The organism is Aquimarina sp. MMG016, assembly GCF_018100805.1.
Taxonomy (GTDB): domain Bacteria; phylum Bacteroidota; class Bacteroidia; order Flavobacteriales; family Flavobacteriaceae; genus Aquimarina.
In genome coordinates, this window is the sequence record NZ_JAGJEA010000003.1 from 320,329 (window position 1) to 336,583 (window position 16,255).

Genomic DNA, 16,255 nt, shown 5'->3' on the forward strand with positions numbered 1-16,255 from the left:
CACACAATTAAAGTACTGATATTCCTTGAGTATATTGACTATCAGTCAGTTGAAGATATCAACAAGTTGTTAACTAACAAAATGTTAACTAAAAGTGTTTTTGAGACCGCAACAAACAGGTCAAAAAAGAGTCGATTGGCAAAAAAAATCAAAAGTTTAAAATAAAAAGTATAATTCTAAAACCTTACTATTTACATGATTTCTACAATAACAAAGATAATTTTAGAAAAAATTAATTCAAATATCTTTTTAAAAGTTCTTTGGTAGAAGAATCATGATCAGCAATGTTTGTATTATCAATTTCTGATAGAATTTTTGTAGCCAATTGCTTTCCTAATTCTACTCCCCATTGATCATAACTAAAAATATTCCAAACCACTCCCTGAACAAAAATTCGTTGTTCGTACATCGATACCAAAGCACCTAGTGATTTTGGAGTTAGTTTATCAATTAAAATAGTTGTAGTAGGTTTATTTCCTTCAAAAATTTTGAAAGGAGTCAATTGCTTTAGTTTTTGATCCGACAACTTTTTAGATTTAAGTTCATCAAGAACTTCGGCTTCAGTTTTACCATTCATCAGAGCTTCTGTCTGAGCAAAGAAGTTGGCCATCAGCTTATCCTGATGATCTTTGTCATTAAACAAAGAATGTTTAAATCCAATAAATTCTGCGGGGATTAACTTTGTTCCCTGGTGTATTAACTGAAAAAATGCATGCTGTGAATTTGTTCCTGGTTCTCCCCAGATAATAGTTCCGGTTTGGTAATCTATTGGGTTTCCGTTACGGTCAACACTTTTACCATTACTTTCCATAATACCTTGTTGTAGATATGCTGGTAATCTATGTAAGTACTGAGAATATGGAATAATAGCTTCGCTTTCTGCTTCGAAGAAATTGTTATACCAAATACTTAACATTCCTAAAATTACAGGAATGTTTTCTTCGAAAGATGTATTCCTAAAATGCTCATCCATTTCGTGAGCACCTTCTAATAAAGCTTCAAAATTCTTATACCCTACAGATAAACTTATGGATAATCCAACAGCGCTCCATAAAGAAAAGCGACCTCCTACCCAGTCCCATAACGGAAAGATATTTTCTTCGGCAATTCCAAATTTGGTAACATTAGGTATATTGCTGGATACTGCTACAAAATGTTTACTTACAGCTTCCTGAGACGCTTGTTTTATAAACCAACTTCTGGCTGTAGTTGCATTAGAAAGTGTTTCTTGGGTTGAAAACGTTTTGGAAACTACAACAAATAATGTAGTTTCAGGATCTAATCCTTTTAGGTTTTGATGCACATGATCGCCATCCACATTAGAAATGAAATGTACATTCAGATGGTTTTTATAAAACTCTAATGATTCTGTAATCATAGCTGGTCCTAAATCAGAACCTCCAATACCAATATTTACGATATCTGTAAATGCTTTACCAGTATATCCTTTTAGCCCTCCATTAACAACTTGATCACTAAATTTTTGTATTTTTTCTTTTACAGTATTTACTTCCGGAATTACATTGTTTCCATCAACTTCAATTGTGCTGTTATCAGGAACCCTAAGTGCTGTATGCAATACTGCACGGTCTTCTGTTTCATTAATAATTTCACCCCCAAAATAGCTTTTGATCGCTTCATCCAATTTTACTTCCTTAGCTAGATCAACAAGTAATTTTTTAGTAGTTTCATCAATTCTGTTTTTTGAATAATCTACATAAAAATCTTGCCATTCTAATGAGAGTTTTTCAGCTCGACTGGAATCTTTGACAAAAAGTTCCTTGAGGTGCTTGTCTTTTATGTTTTGGTAGTGATTTTGTAATGCTTTCCAAGCTTTTGTGGTGGTAGGGTTAATAGTTGGTAATGCCATTGGTTATAAAATTTCTTGTGGTTTTAACTTTATACTATCTAATGTAGTTTTTAATGGTTCTATATGTTTATAAAATAGAGGTCTTAAACTATCCTTTAAAGGTTTGGATGCTGGTAAATCTTGTTTAAAAGGATCTACTTCCTTGCCATTTTTCCAAAAACGATAACATACGTGTGGTCCGCTGGTGTTTCCTGTCATTCCAATATATCCTATCACATCACCTTGTCTTACAAATTCTCCGACCTTAACAGCTTGTCTACTCATATGAAGATATTGTGTATCATAGGTTGCATTATGTCTTATTTTAACATACTTTCCATTACCGCCTCTTCGTTCGGATTTAGTTACAATTCCATCCGCTGTTGCTAATATTGGTGTTCCTATAGGTGCAGCAAAATCAGTTCCTCTATGCGGACGAATTTTATTTCCATAATACCTAATTCTTCTTCTTAAATTATATCTAGATGAAATTCTGCTAAATTTAACTGGAGCTCTCAGGAAAGCTCTACGTAGATTATCAGCCTGATAATCATAGTAATCCCAATTACCTGTTAAAGTATCATCCACAAATTTGAAAGCATAAATTGGTTTTCCCCGATGCTCAAAATAGGAGGCTTTGATCTCATCAATTCCTGCTGGAATAGTGTCATCTATAAATTTTTCGGTATACACTACTTTAAATTGATCTCCTGCTTCAAGTCTTGTAAAATCAATGGTCCAGGCATAAACATCTGCCATGTCATAGGCAACCATAACATTAACATCTATATCATCAAAAGTTTGAATCAGACTACTTTGGATAATTCCAGATGCCGTTTTTTCAACTAATTTTACAGGTTTTTTTCTTTTTTCAGCTATAATACTATCTCTGAAATCAACTATAGTGTAGTCTATCTTGTTATTTTGGTAAATAAATACTTGTGCTTGTTCTGTAGTGTCTTTAGATTTAAGTAATGTATATGGTTTTCCAGCCATAATCCTAGCCACATTAAACGTGTCTTTAATTGTACTGGTAATCTCAAAAACCTTAGCTCTGCTGATACCATGGCTGTCTAAGATTCCTCCAAAACTATCTCCTGATTTGATTGTGTCTTTGACCACAGTAAAATCATTAAGGTTATATCCAAATTCCTGAATAATTGGTGGTTTTTTAACCTCTTCAATTACTTCTGGAACAACAACCTTTGCCTCTTCTTTTTCTTTATTACATGAAATCAATACTACTGTTAAAAGTAGTAGAACGTAACCAATTCTCTCCAACTGACTATTCTATTTTGCGGTATTAAACTGATGGGTCACCCACTGCTGGCCCCAGTTTTCTTTTTCCTCTTCGCTCCAAAGATTAGGAAAAAAAGTAATTCTCTGAAAACTAGGAGGTAAAAAACTTTTCCAATTTGTTCCTCCAGTTGCTAGCACCTCTCCTTTTTCTTTATTGAGATACCTGTAGGCTGCTCCCATGTGCATTAATAACCAATTAATATTCACATTGGCGTCAAAAGTACGTAATGCTTTTATAAGGTGCACATTATTTTGCTCTTTTTCTGGTAGTTCAAGATATTTATGATAAATCGTACTGTCTTTTACCTGATTTGCAATACGCATCATCCTTGGTGTATAACGATACTCGAATTGCTTAAGTGTAAGTGTTTTTTCTCCTGTTTTCTTATCAGTTGCTCCAAATTTCCAGTACAGATGTTCATAAACTTCCTCTAAAGGATTCTCCTCTGAGAACTGATCTCTTTCCTTTGGGTTTACCAAATTACATAACGGAGTAGCATATATTTCTATTAATCTATATTGAACAGATTGAAAACCACTGGCTGGAAGCAAAGACATTCTATATTTTAGAAATTGCTCTCTATCCATACCTTTGATCATAACATCAAAAGAGTTAATCAGCACCCTGAAATAACGATTTACACGATCTAACTTATTAGTAAAAAACTCTGCATTCTGCAACTTATCATCAATAATCTGCTTTAGCTCATGTATAATTAGTTTAAAATAAAGCTCAGTAATCTGATGATACATAATAAAGATTTCCTCATCAGGAAAATGCGTCATCGGAATCTGTAAACTAAGTAATGTGTCTAAATGAATATAATCCCAGTAGGTAAGATACCTGTCGTGAAGTAATCCGTCTAGGTAGGAACCCAAGTCTTGACCGGAATTTTTGAATTTTTTTTCTAATTGCTTTATTTTTTCAGCAATTTCAGGTTTTATTGGTTCATCCATTAAACTAAAAATATTAATCCCGGCATATTATCACGGGATAATTATATCTCTTCTAATAAAAAGATCCCGTCGTACAACGGGACAAGTTCAACTAATACTTTCAATGCATTATATTTTAGAAAGTGAAGTTTTACTTAATTAACTACGATTTTAAAAGGGTGCTTAAGTCCCTTAAAAGCTATTAAGTCAGCTTCTATAGCGCCAACTAATATCTCTGCCCTTATCTTTAAAGGCATGCGATTGTCGTCATCACTTACCCACACGGTCATACTTTCTTCTTCTTTAAAAACTCTCTCTGCCTGAACATAAGGCCTGAATTTTAGACAACGTACTTTTCCTATTTTAGTTTTAATAACTTCTTTACCAAGAAATTTTAATTTGAAGTCGTAATTCTCATTATCAAAAAACATATTGACAAAAAACTCATCTCCCTTTTTTAATGTAGATGCGTCAATTTTATTTCGTAAATAATAGAATGAGGACATCATATCCTGCACATTACCTTTGGTATTGAAGGTCTTTTTGGTATTATATTTTTTATTAAAAACCAAAGCTTTTTTCTTTTCATGATCAAAATTGATCTCAATATCTTTGGTGTGACCTCCTTCATTAATATTGCGGATAAATCGATAAGGTTTTACTTCGTTTTTATCTATATAAGTTTCATAATAGTCTTCTACCTTAAAAAACAAGCTTAGGAGACCAGAAGATTTACCCGTGCCAATAACATGGTGAACTGGAATATTATTAAGCTTTTCTTCTTTTACTTCTAGAGTAGCATAACTTGCTGTAAAAACGCCGTAGTGAATCCTAAACTTAAACCACTCGCCAGAATCAAAAGCTTTATGGTTATCCTGTGCTATAGATGGTATAGTACTAAACAGTATTATAAATAGAAAAAAATATTTCATGGTTATTTGGGTATACTTTTATTTAACATAATTAAATACTTGTTAGCAATATCCATTCCAAAAGTACTATTAAATACAAAGACTTAAAAATGTATTTCATTAATAAATGGCCAAATAATATATACAAAAAGAGAGCCACCACAGCTCTCTTTTTACTTTTATTAACCAACTAAAAACTTAAATTATGAGAATAATTATTGTTTTTGGTATAAGTGGTAACCACTCCACTTACTTTTGCAAATATCAACTTTTTTTGCATATTTATCAACCGAAAACGTTTTTTTATTATGAAATTTAACAAAAAGTTATAAAAATAATCACAATACCTCAATTTCTTCAAGCTTTTAACATTAGCAATTCAGATTCTTAAAAACTTAATATTCTTTATTCTTTTACAATGTCCCTCTTTGTTCCTGTTCTCTTTCAATAGCCTCAAAAAGTGCTTTGAAATTACCTTTACCAAAAGACTGTGCTCCTTTTCTTTGAATAATTTCAAAAAACATTGTAGGGCGATCTAAAACTGGTTTTGTAAAAATCTGCAATAGATATCCTTCATCATCCCGATCGATCAGAATTCCTAATTCTTTAAGAGGTTCTAAATCCTCATCAATCTCACCAACTCTATCCAAAACAGTTTCATAATAACTAGCTGGAACTGTAAGAAATTCTACTCCTCTATTTTGAAGAGAAGAAACTGTTTCTATAATATTATCTGTAGACAAAGCCATATGTTGTACACCGGCACCATTATAAAAATCAATATATTCTTCTATTTGAGACTTTTTTCTTCCTTCAGCCGGTTCATTAATCGGAAATTTTATTCTACCATTACCATTACTCATCACTTTACTCATCAGTGCAGTATATTCTGTAGAAATATCTTTATCATCAAAGGATACTAATTGAGCAAACCCCATCACTTTAGCATAAAACTCGCACCATTTATTCATTTCATTCCAACCTACATTACCAACCATATGATCTATATATTTTAGTCCCGTAGGTTTTGTTTCATATGGTTTATCCCAAGCCATGTAGCCTGGCAGAAAAGCTCCGTTGTAATTTTTTCTTTCCACAAAAATGTGAACAGTTTCACCATAAGTATGAATTCCGGAAAACACAACTTTACCGTCTTTATCTTCTTCAACAGTAGGTTCCATATAAGATTCTGCTCCACGCTTGATAGTTTCTTCGTAGCTTTTTGTGGCATCATCTACCCAAAGCGCTACTACTTTTACTCCATCACCGTGAGCATTAATATGCTTATTAATATCTCCATCTGGTTGTAATGGAGAAGTAAGAACTAATCTTATCTTATCTTGTTGTAAGACATAAGAAACACTATCCTTTCGGCCAGTTTCTAGCCCAGCATAAGCAATAGGTTGAAATCCCCAGGCGGTCTGGTAATAATAGGCTGCTTGTTTGGCATTTCCTACATATAATTCTACATAATCCGTTCCTAAAAGCGGTAAAAAATCTTCTGCTTGTGGAACTACTTTTTCTAAATCTTGAGGTGTTATATCGGTTGACATTTTTTTATAAATTTAATAATGATGTAAGTAAAGAATGTTTTTAATAAAATAAATCCATTATTTGGATGAAAGTTCTTTTAGAAACCTACCACATCGCTCTCAGGTGAGCCGTTATATCCTTTCGATAATTTAACATCTTTTATTTTTTACTCTAACCAAGATTTGTGATAATCCTCATCTGCTATTTTCATAGCTTCTTCTGTAACCATTAAAGGTTTAAATGTATCCACCATAACGGCTAGTTCATCAGTTTTGGTTTTACCAATACTTCGCTCTACTGCTCCGGGGTGTGGTCCGTGAGGAATCCCCGCTGGGTGTAAAGAAATATGACCGGCATCAATGTCATTTCTACTCATAAAATCTCCATCTACATAATACAATACCTCATCACTATCAATATTACTATGGTTATAAGGTGCCGGAATACTCTCTGGATGATAATCATATAATCTGGGAACAAAAGAACATATCACAAAAGCATCTGTTTCAAAAGTTTGATGAACAGGTGGCGGTTGGTGAATTCTACCTGTAATGGGTTCAAAATCATGTATTGAAAAAGCATATGGAAAATTAAACCCATCGTATCCAACTACATCAAAAGGATGGGTAGCATAGACCATATCAAAAATCTCATTCTGCTTTTTAACTTTGATCAAAAAGTCTCCTTTTTCATCATTGGTTTCTAGCTCATATGGAGCTCTTAAATCACGTTCACAAAAAGGAGAATGCTCTAGTAATTGCCCAAACCAATTACGGTATCTCTTTGGCGTGTAAATTGGCCTGCGAGACTCTACAATAAACAAACGATTATCTGTAGTATCAAAATCGAGTTTATATATTGTTCCTCTTGGTATCAAGATATAGTCCCCATATTTAAAATCCAGATTCCCTAAATGACTTCTAAATTTTCCGCTTCCACGATGTACAAAAATTAATTCGTCTGCATCTGTATTTTTATAAAAGTATTCTGAAGTAGATTCTTTTGGCGCTGATAAAATAATAGTAGCATCACTATTAGTAAGTACACTTTTTCTACTTTGTAGATAGTCCTTTTCAGGATTTACCTTAAAACCGTGAAATCGGTAAGATTTTATATTATTTTGAATTGCAACTTTTGGAGCTACACTATAACTGCCTTTGATTTCTTTAACCTGTGTAGGTCTCTGACAGTGATACATGTTCGTCGACATTCCGTCAAAACCAATGGTGCCGAATAGTTGTTCATAGTACAGTGTACCATCTTGTTTTTTAAAGATGGTATGGCGTTTTGGTGGTATTTTCCCTAGGGAATGATAAAAAGGCATGATTCATTAAATTTAAGATATTAACTACTATTCTAAAAAATTAAGGCTATTCTATAGTAAATCTGCCTTATTCCGGATTACGTTTAATAAGATGATGTAATAGTAATGGTAAATCTTGCCAGAATACGTTCATAACATTACAAATATCGGAAATATTTCTATCTTTTTAATCTTAAAACCAAAAACCTACGCTAAAAAACCATTCACTCAATTTAACCTCTGGAGAGTACGAATATTTAACTTGAATAGGTCCCATAAAAGTTTCCAAACCATATCCTAAAGCATATCCTGTAAACTCAGGACTTTGTAACCAATCTCCAGAGCTGAATATTTTATTACCCACATTAGCAAAGTTTGCAGAAGCATTAACGTGATGGTTATTTATCACTTCATAATCTAATGTGATCAATCCTTTAGCAAAACCTTGGCCAGTTATCCCTAAAAAATCATATCCATAAAAAGGAATAAAGTTATTAATGGTTCGAGCACCAAATCCGCCTAACTGAAAATCTAAAGAGTTTAAAGACACATTACCTATTTTGGTCCCCGCTTCGAAACTGATGTTCATAGCCATATTTTTGGATAATGAGGTAGCATATCCAAGTTTGGCTTTGGCGATAGAAAACTCATTAAAAGTCTCAGTAAAATCGGATGAAAAAAGATATGTATGTATATCTCCATCAAATAAAAAACCTCGTTTTGGAAAGTATTTGTTATCATAAGTATCTAATCTCAAATATCCAAAAGCACTCCAATAGTCGCTATCATCAAATACTGTTCTAGGAATTTGGTTTACATCTTCTCCAAAGGTTTCAGAAATAATCTGAAGCCTCTTATATTCTCCACCAACACCTACAGAAAACGTTTGCTGTAACAAGGTTTCACCATATATTTGCAAGTTAAAATCGGTGTATTCTACATCAATAGTATTTATTGCCAAATCAGGTAATTCTCCAAATTGTCTTACAAAATCGAAGTCAGTAGCCTTGGTAAAATTTGTATATCTATATTTTAATCCCACACTCCAATAATATCCTTTATCGATATAATAGTCTAAATCATATCTAACATTGTCACCTAAGGCAATATCAAATGATAAAACATCATTATTAAATAATAGACTTTTTCTAGTGATATTTACTAAAGCTGCTGTTTTATATAAATCATCATAATGTGCAGCAAATCGCAATAGCATTTTATTCTCACTTTCTTTCACATTAACCAATAGCGTTTTTCCTTCTTTTCCATCTACTAATCTATGACTTACTCTATCAAAATTACCTGTAGCAGAAAGGTTATTAATTCCTTCATTTAACTTATCATAAGTTATAATTTTAGGAGTTTTATTTAGCTTTAACTTCCCTTTAATATAAGATCTTGTATACCTGTCATTTCCAGTAATAAGCAAGCTGCTGATATTCAAGGTGTCTGAAGTTCTTGATACTTTACCTCTTGGTGTAGTAGGTGTCTGACGTTCTGATATTTCTTTAAGTACTTCAAAATTTGCTAAAGCAGCTTTTTCACCATTAGAAATAATCTTATCGCCTTCATCAAATGACATCACTGAAAATTCTAATATAGAAGGTTTAATATATACATCTGTTTCAGAAACTTTACTTTTCATAGCTTTAATAGTCCTGAAGTTGCTAATCTGAAGCAAAATGTTGGTCACAGAATTTAATTGATCCCTAGGCATTAAACTATCTTGTACATCTATCCCTATAACAATTTCGGCTCCTTTTTCTTTAATCTCTTTTACCGGGTAGTTGTTAGAAACTCCACCATCTGTCATTAAAACCCCATCTAACTCCACTGGGCTAAAAATAGAAGGGAGTGCTCCACTGGCAGCAACAGCCTCTGGTAAGTATCCTTTATCTAAAAGCACTTGTTGTCCGGTTTCTATATTGGTTGCCATACAGAAAAAAGGAATTGGCAAATCATCAAAATTTGTAATATGGTTTACATGAGCTGTATATCTGGAGAATTGATTGTAAAAATTCTGACCTTTGGACAACCCTTTAGGTAAACCAATTTTAAACCTATCAAAAGGAAGTGTAATTGCATATTTTTCAGAGTCTTCTCTTTCATAAAATGTTTTTGCATCTCTAGGTAGCACATCTTGTATAAAAGAGTCAAAATCCACGGATCTAAATATAGAATCCAGCTCTTTTGCACCATATCCAGAGGCATATAATGCCCCCACTATTGCTCCCATACTTGTTCCGCCAATATAATCTACCCTAACTCCTGCTTCTTCTATAACCTTAAGCACACCAATATGAGCAAGCCCTTTTGCACCACCACCACTAAGCACTAAGCCCACTTTAACATCTTCTAATCCGGGGTCATCATGAGTTTCTGGAATATTTTTTTCCTGTGACCAAATGTCTCCGGTAGACAAAGAAAACAATAAGATTGTTATCCCTAATAAGTAAACTTTTAATATGTCATATAAGCTATGCATTAATCCTTTTTAGTAAGATAGTAATTATACACTTTGGTTGCACGAGAATTACCTACTACTTCTGTTAACTCTTCTACAGAAGCTTCGCTTATCCTTTTTACCGATCTAAAATGCTTCAATAATTCCACCACAGTTTTTTCTCCGATTCCTGGGATATTGTCCAATTCAGTATCCAAAGCAGATTTACTTCTTTTTTGACGATGAAAAGTGATACCAAATCTATGTGCTTCATTCCGTAAATGCTGTATAACCTTTAACGATTCGGACTTTTTATCCAAATACAATGGTATAGAATCTCCAGGGTAGTATATTTCTTCTAATCTTTTGGCAATACCAATGATGGTTATTTTTCCTCTCAGTCCTAATTCATCCAATGCCTTGAGCCCTGAAGATAACTGACCTTTGCCCCCATCTACTATGACTAATTGAGGTAATGGCTGCTCTTCTTCTGTTAATCTTTTATATCTGCGATATACTACCTCTTCCATAGATGCAAAATCGTTAGGGCCTTCTACAGTTTTTATATTAAATTTTCTGTATTCTTTTTTACTTGGTTTTCCATTTTTAAATACCACACAAGCCGCAACCGGATTTGTACCCTGAATATTAGAGTTGTCAAAACATTCAATATGTATTGGTTCTTCAGGTAGTCTCAAGTCTTTTTTCATTTGAGCCATCAGACGTTTTACATGCCTATCAGGATCAATGATTTTAATCTGCTTAAATCGTTCTTGTCTATAATATTTAGCATTTCTTATTGATAAATCAACAATTTTCTTTTTATCGCCAAGTTGTGGAACACTAACTTTTAATCCTTCACCTACTTCTACATCAAAGGGAACAAAAATCTCTTTAGATTTAGAGTTAAATCGCTGACGTAACTCCACTATTGACAACTCCAATAATTCCTTATCTGATTCTTCTAATTTCTTTTTTATTTCTGTAGTATGTGATCTAATAATAGCTCCATATGACAGCTGAAGAAAATTTACGTACCCATACGATTCATCAGAAATAATCGAAAAAACATCTACATTACTAATCTTCGGGTTAACCACTGTGGATTTAGCTTGATAGTTTTCGAGGACTTCAATCTTTTCTTTAATTCTTTGTGCATCTTCAAACTCCATTTGCTCTGCATGTTCAGTCATTTGTTTACGAAAACGGGTCAAAGAATCTTTAAAATTACCCTTTACGATTTGTCTAATTGCTTCAATATTTTGATGATATTCTTCCTCACTCTCATAGTCCTCACAAGGACCTTTGCAATTACCCAGATGATACTCCAGACAAACTTTATACTTACCTCCTTCTATTTTTTCCCTAGATAAATCATAATTACAAGTCCTAAGTTGATATAATCCTTTAATAAGATCTAATAATGTATTTACAGTTTTGAAACTGGTATACGGTCCGTAATACTCAGATCCATCTTTTATAACATTGCGAGTAGGAAAAATTCTGGGAAAACGTTCTTTTTTAATACAGATCCAAGGATATGTCTTGTCATCCTTAAGCATCACATTAAATCTGGGTTGGTGTTTTTTGATAAGATTATTCTCCAGAAGTAATGCATCTGTCTCTGTTTCTACAACAATATGCCGTATAGAATGAATCTTTTTTACCAGAACCTTAGTCTTATAATTATCATGATGTTTGTTAAAATAAGAAGCTACTCTTTTTTTAAGGTTTTTAGCCTTACCTATATAGAGCAATTTATCTTCTTTATCATAATACTGATATACTCCCGGGCCAGTGGGCAGGGTCTTGATCTGTATGTCTAAAGAGGCTTTTTGCATATTCCGAATGTAAATTTAACAGTTTACCACAATTGTAGTGCCTATATTCATGGTTTAAATTTTGTTAAATCCTGTTTGAACTATAGAATTTTATTAAAAAAGTGTGATAATATACAATGCATCCTCTTTTTTCTTACTTTAGTAGTTCTAATTTCAATTATACTTTTTTGGAAAAAGAAAAGAAAATAATTGGCAGAACAGATAAAGTGGATTTTCCAGTTCTGGAACTAAAAGATATCGATGCTAAAATCGATACAGGCGCTTATACATCATCTATTCATTGTATAGACATCAGAGAAGTTGATCAAACTCTACAATGTAGTTTTCTTGATGCTACTCATCCTGAATATAATGGTAAAAAATTCACATTCAAAAACTATGATATTACTGCTGTAAAAAGTAGTAATGGAAAAGTAGAAACTCGTTTTGCTATACGAACTCAAATTACCTTATTTAACAAAACATACCCAATAACCCTTACACTATCTCCCCGTGATGATATGCGTTTTCCTGTGCTGATTGGCCGAAAATTTTTAAGTGGAAAATTTTTAGTAGACCCTCAGTTGGAAAACCAATCTTATAATTTATAAAGCAAAATGAATATAAAAATTTTGTCGCGTGGCCCGAATTTATATTCAACGCAAGCACTTGTCCAAGCAGCAGTAAAGCGTAAACATAATGTACAGGTAATAGATCCACTAAATTGCGATATCGTAATTGAAAAACAAAAACCGGAAATCTATTATAGAGGAAGAAAATTAGACCACGTAGATGCTGTAATTCCAAGGATTGGAGCTTCAATTACTTTTTATGGTACAGCCGTAGTCAGGCAATTTGAGATGATGAATGTGTTTACTACCTTAAAATCGCAAGCCTTAATACAATCTAGAGATAAACTCCGAAGTTTACAAATACTATCTAAAGCAGGATTGGGGTTACCTAAAACAGTTTTCACTAATTACTCAAGAGATGTAGATGGGGTAATTTCGCACGTAGGCGGTGCTCCATTGATTATTAAACTTCTTGAAGGAACCCAAGGATTAGGAGTTGTTTTGGCAGAAACCAAAACCGCAGCAGAATCAGTAATAGAAGCTTTTAACGGACTACAAGCCAGAGTAATCGTTCAAGAATATGTAGAAGAAGCCAAAGGAGCAGATATTAGAGCTTTTGTCGTTGATGGACACGTGGTAGGAGCTATGAAAAGACAAGGTAAAGAAGGTGAATTTAGGTCTAATCTTCATCGTGGAGGATCTGCTAAGTTAATTCGATTAAGTGAAGCCGAAGAGTATGCCGCTATTAAAGCTTCCAAAGCACTAAAACTTGATGTTGCAGGAGTGGATATGTTACAAAGTGATCGCGGGCCTTTAATTCTAGAAGTAAATTCTTCACCGGGATTACAAGGCATTGAAGAGGCTACCGGAAAAGACATTGCAAAAACTATAATTAAGTATATTGAGAGAAGTATATAACAAACATGGCAAAAGTAATAGAGAAAGATATCCTTAATATACTTGGAGAAGAGATTCCGTTAGATTGTAGTAAAACTATAAATTTTAACATCGCCAAGTTATATACCTCAACCAAGGTAGAAATCCCAATCATTATAGAAAGATCCAAAAAGCCCGGGCCCACAGTATTGATTACTGCCGGTATACACGGAGATGAAATCAATGGTGTAGAAGTAGTACGACAGATCATTGCTAAAAAAATCAATAAACCTGCAAAGGGAAGTATTATATGTATCCCTGTCCTTAATGTTTTTGGTTTCTTAAGCATGAATCGTTTTTTTCCTGATGGCAGAGACCTTAATAGAGTATTCCCCGGAACCAAAAACGGTTCGCTTGCTAGCCGTTTTGCTCATCAATTTGTAAACCAAATTCTACCGATAGCAGATTTTTGCCTAGATTTTCATACAGGCGGGGCAAGTCGCTTTAATGCTCCTCATATTAGAGTAGATCCTAAAAATGAGCGATTGGTAACATTGTCAAAAATATTTAATGCACCATTTACACTATTGTCTAAAAATTTGGATGGATCTTACCGCGCCACCTGTGCTAAGAAAGGTGTAGATATTTTATTATTTGAAGGAGGTAAATCTCAAAATAGTAATCGAGATATTGCCAGAGAAGGAGTATATGGCACTATGCGTATCCTACATCATATGGGGATGTTAAAACCTACATTTTCAGTACCTGACAAACAGGAAGAAAGTATAATTATCAAAAAAAGTTTTTGGATACGTGCAAAATATAGTGGTTTATTACATATTAAAATTCATTTTGGAAAACATGTAGAAAAAGGAGAGATTCTAGCAACCATAACAGACCCTTATGGAACTAAAAGACACGTAGTCAAATCTCCAAATGATGGATATATTATTAATGTAAATGAAGCACCAATAGTATATAAGGGTGACGCTATTTTTAGAATTACAAAAGAGTTAGAAACAGCTAATGGATAAAAAGTCTCTTCGGAAAAAATACAAAACCCTTAGATCTCAATTAAGTTCAGAAGATATTGAAAATATGAGTATGGATATTGCTAATCAATTGCTTCGACTTCCTATTTGGGATAACTCATATTACCACATCTTTCTGCCAATTCAACAACAAAAGGAGGTAAATACAGAATACATTCTTCATATTCTTCAAGGAAAAGATAAAAATGTGATTGTCTCTAAAAGTAATTTTGAAGATCATTCTATGGAGCATTTTCTTCTAACCGATGCTACTGTAATAAAACCTAATGCTTGGGGGATTCCCGAACCTGTGGAGGCTATACCAATTCCTGATCATAAAATTGAAGTAGTTTTTATTCCTCTTTTAGCTTATGATCAGAACGGAAACCGAGTAGGGTATGGAAAAGGATTTTATGATAAATTTTTAATAAAGTGTAATCAAAATGCATTAAAAATAGGTCTTTCCTTCTTTTCTGCCGAAAAAAAAATTGAAGATGTGAGTCTCAATGATATTTCTCTGGATTACTGTGTTACAATGTCAGAAATTTATAATTTTAAGAAATAGTTAACATTTCTTGTTTTCAAAATCATAAAATACTATATTCGGATTTTAATTTTGAGAATACCCCACAATGTCCCAAAATATCGAGAGTGTTTGCATCATAGATGATGACAACATTTATATCAATTTATTGACTAAAATTATTGAACTAAAAAGACTTTCAGAATCTGTCATTGTTTTTAAGAATGGTAAAGAAGCTCTGGACTATTTTTTAGAAACTATAGATAACACAATACAGCCTGAAGTACCTCAAGTCATATTTCTGGATCTTAATATGCCCGTAATGGACGGATGGGAGTTTTTGAATGAGTTTTCAAAAATCAAAGATAAAATCCGCGATAAAATAGATCTTTATGTAGTAAGTTCTTCAATAGATTCCAGAGATATAGAACGAGCAAAAGCTATTGATGTGGTTGATGATTACCTGACCAAACCAATAAAACTTGATGTCTTCGAAAAAATTCTTGCTTAAGACATTAATGAGTCTTCGGAAAAGCTTTTTTATTAAATATAATCAATAAGAATACACCAACACTAATTGCTGAATCCGCTATATTAAATACCGGATCGAAAAAAGAAAAACGTTCCCCTCCCCAAAAAGGAATCCAGTCGGGTAACGTGTCATTATAAAATGTGAATTGAATCATATCAACTACTCTACCATAAAAAACACTCTCATAACCTCCTCCGTCTGGTAAAAATGTAGCTATATCTGTTCTGGTGCTTTCTCCAAAAAACACTCCATAAAAAACAGAATCAATTATATTACCAAAGGCTCCAGCAAAAATCATAGAAATACAAATGATAAGTATTTTTGGGCTATTCTTACGCACAGAATCATATAACCAATATCCAATTCCAGTGATGGCTAATAATCTAAATAATGTTAGGATTAGTTTACCATAACTTCCAGGCAGTTCAAAGCCCCAAGCCATTCCTCTATTTTCTACAAAAACAATTCTGAACCAACTGAATACTTGAACTTCGTCCTGTATAGCAAAATTAGTTTTGATATAAATTTTGGTAATCTGATCTATCAGAAGTATTAAAACTATAATTAAAATAGATTTCTTTAAAGACATAAACTTTCTCAATATTCAGGTATAAAAAGCGACGACAA

The 16,255-nt window shown here is 33.0% G+C and carries 14 protein-coding genes; 5 read left to right on the top strand and 9 right to left on the bottom strand.

Features of this window, described 5'->3' with window-relative positions; all coding sequences use genetic code 11:
• Positions 1-232: 232 nt before the first annotated feature.
• From pgi to uvrC, 8 genes are all read right to left on the bottom strand, one after another.
• Positions 233-1,870, bottom strand: a complete 1,638-nt coding sequence (gene pgi, locus J8M14_RS07705; RefSeq protein WP_211074015.1) for a glucose-6-phosphate isomerase — start codon at positions 1,868-1,870, stop codon at positions 233-235.
• 3 nt (positions 1,871-1,873) lie between these two features.
• Positions 1,874-3,130: a peptidoglycan DD-metalloendopeptidase family protein gene (locus J8M14_RS07710; protein ID WP_247672580.1), complete on the bottom strand. Its 1,257-nt coding sequence runs from the start codon at positions 3,128-3,130 to the stop codon at positions 1,874-1,876.
• 9 nt (positions 3,131-3,139) lie between these two features.
• Positions 3,140-4,105 (bottom strand): tryptophan 2,3-dioxygenase family protein, encoded by a 966-nt coding sequence (locus J8M14_RS07715; RefSeq protein WP_211074016.1) that lies wholly within the window; start codon positions 4,103-4,105, stop codon positions 3,140-3,142.
• Positions 4,106-4,239: 134 nt separating this feature from the next.
• Positions 4,240-5,016 (bottom strand): DUF3108 domain-containing protein, encoded by a 777-nt coding sequence (locus J8M14_RS07720; RefSeq protein ID WP_211074017.1) that lies wholly within the window; start codon positions 5,014-5,016, stop codon positions 4,240-4,242.
• Between the two features lie 392 nt (positions 5,017-5,408).
• Positions 5,409-6,548: a 4-hydroxyphenylpyruvate dioxygenase gene (gene hppD / locus J8M14_RS07725; protein WP_211074018.1), complete on the bottom strand. Its 1,140-nt coding sequence runs from the start codon at positions 6,546-6,548 to the stop codon at positions 5,409-5,411.
• Between the two features lie 146 nt (positions 6,549-6,694).
• Positions 6,695-7,852 (bottom strand): homogentisate 1,2-dioxygenase, encoded by a 1,158-nt coding sequence (locus tag J8M14_RS07730; protein WP_211074019.1) that lies wholly within the window; start codon positions 7,850-7,852, stop codon positions 6,695-6,697.
• A 172-nt stretch (positions 7,853-8,024) separates the two neighbouring features.
• On the bottom strand, positions 8,025-10,316 hold the full coding sequence (locus J8M14_RS07735) for a patatin-like phospholipase family protein (RefSeq protein WP_211074020.1): 2,292 nt from the start codon (positions 10,314-10,316) through the stop codon (positions 8,025-8,027).
• Entirely contained in the window at positions 10,316-12,115 is a 1,800-nt protein-coding gene (uvrC, locus tag J8M14_RS07740; protein ID WP_211074021.1) for an excinuclease ABC subunit UvrC, read from the bottom strand. Before uvrC ends, J8M14_RS07735 begins: the two co-directional genes overlap by 1 nt.
• 167 nt (positions 12,116-12,282) lie before the next feature.
• Between uvrC and J8M14_RS07745 the strand changes: the two genes are divergently transcribed.
• From J8M14_RS07745 to J8M14_RS07765, 5 genes are all read left to right on the top strand, one after another.
• A complete protein-coding gene (locus J8M14_RS07745; protein ID WP_247672581.1) occupies positions 12,283-12,705 on the top strand; it encodes a RimK/LysX family protein in 423 nt (140 codons plus the stop codon).
• 6 nt (positions 12,706-12,711) lie between these two features.
• Positions 12,712-13,584, top strand: a complete 873-nt coding sequence (rimK, locus tag J8M14_RS07750; RefSeq protein ID WP_211074023.1) for a 30S ribosomal protein S6--L-glutamate ligase — start codon at positions 12,712-12,714, stop codon at positions 13,582-13,584.
• A 5-nt stretch (positions 13,585-13,589) separates the two neighbouring features.
• Positions 13,590-14,576, top strand: a complete 987-nt coding sequence (locus tag J8M14_RS07755; protein WP_211074024.1) for a succinylglutamate desuccinylase/aspartoacylase family protein — start codon at positions 13,590-13,592, stop codon at positions 14,574-14,576.
• Positions 14,569-15,138 (top strand): 5-formyltetrahydrofolate cyclo-ligase, encoded by a 570-nt coding sequence (locus J8M14_RS07760; RefSeq protein ID WP_211074025.1) that lies wholly within the window; start codon positions 14,569-14,571, stop codon positions 15,136-15,138. The genes J8M14_RS07755 and J8M14_RS07760 overlap by 8 nt, the downstream gene beginning before the upstream one ends.
• Positions 15,139-15,205: 67 nt before the next feature.
• Positions 15,206-15,607, top strand: coding sequence for a response regulator (locus J8M14_RS07765; protein WP_211074026.1), 402 nt, complete (start codon positions 15,206-15,208; stop codon positions 15,605-15,607).
• A gap of 4 nt (positions 15,608-15,611) precedes the next feature.
• Here the strand turns inward: J8M14_RS07765 and J8M14_RS07770 are convergent, their stop codons facing one another.
• A complete protein-coding gene (locus J8M14_RS07770; protein ID WP_211074027.1) occupies positions 15,612-16,217 on the bottom strand; it encodes a lipoprotein signal peptidase in 606 nt (201 codons plus the stop codon).
• Positions 16,218-16,255: the final 38 nt, after the last annotated feature.

Bases quoted from the DNA above. Each gene is read 5' to 3' on its own strand.
- pgi (WP_211074015.1), bottom strand. From the start codon at position 1,870: ATGGCATTACCAACTATTAACCCTACCACCACAAAAGCTTGGAAAGCA.
- J8M14_RS07715 (WP_211074016.1), bottom strand. From the start codon at position 4,105: ATGGATGAACCAATAAAACCTGAAATTGCTGAAAAAATAAAGCAATTA.
- J8M14_RS07720 (WP_211074017.1), bottom strand. From the start codon at position 5,016: ATGAAATATTTTTTTCTATTTATAATACTGTTTAGTACTATACCATCT.
- hppD (WP_211074018.1), bottom strand. From the start codon at position 6,548: ATGTCAACCGATATAACACCTCAAGATTTAGAAAAAGTAGTTCCACAA.
- J8M14_RS07730 (WP_211074019.1), bottom strand. From the start codon at position 7,852: ATGCCTTTTTATCATTCCCTAGGGAAAATACCACCAAAACGCCATACC.
- J8M14_RS07735 (WP_211074020.1), bottom strand. From the start codon at position 10,316: ATGCATAGCTTATATGACATATTAAAAGTTTACTTATTAGGGATAACA.
- uvrC (WP_211074021.1), bottom strand. From the start codon at position 12,115: ATGCAAAAAGCCTCTTTAGACATACAGATCAAGACCCTGCCCACTGGC.
- rimK (WP_211074023.1), top strand. From the start codon at position 12,712: ATGAATATAAAAATTTTGTCGCGTGGCCCGAATTTATATTCAACGCAA.
- J8M14_RS07755 (WP_211074024.1), top strand. From the start codon at position 13,590: ATGGCAAAAGTAATAGAGAAAGATATCCTTAATATACTTGGAGAAGAG.
- J8M14_RS07760 (WP_211074025.1), top strand. From the start codon at position 14,569: ATGGATAAAAAGTCTCTTCGGAAAAAATACAAAACCCTTAGATCTCAA.
- J8M14_RS07765 (WP_211074026.1), top strand. From the start codon at position 15,206: ATGTCCCAAAATATCGAGAGTGTTTGCATCATAGATGATGACAACATT.
- J8M14_RS07770 (WP_211074027.1), bottom strand. From the start codon at position 16,217: ATGTCTTTAAAGAAATCTATTTTAATTATAGTTTTAATACTTCTGATA.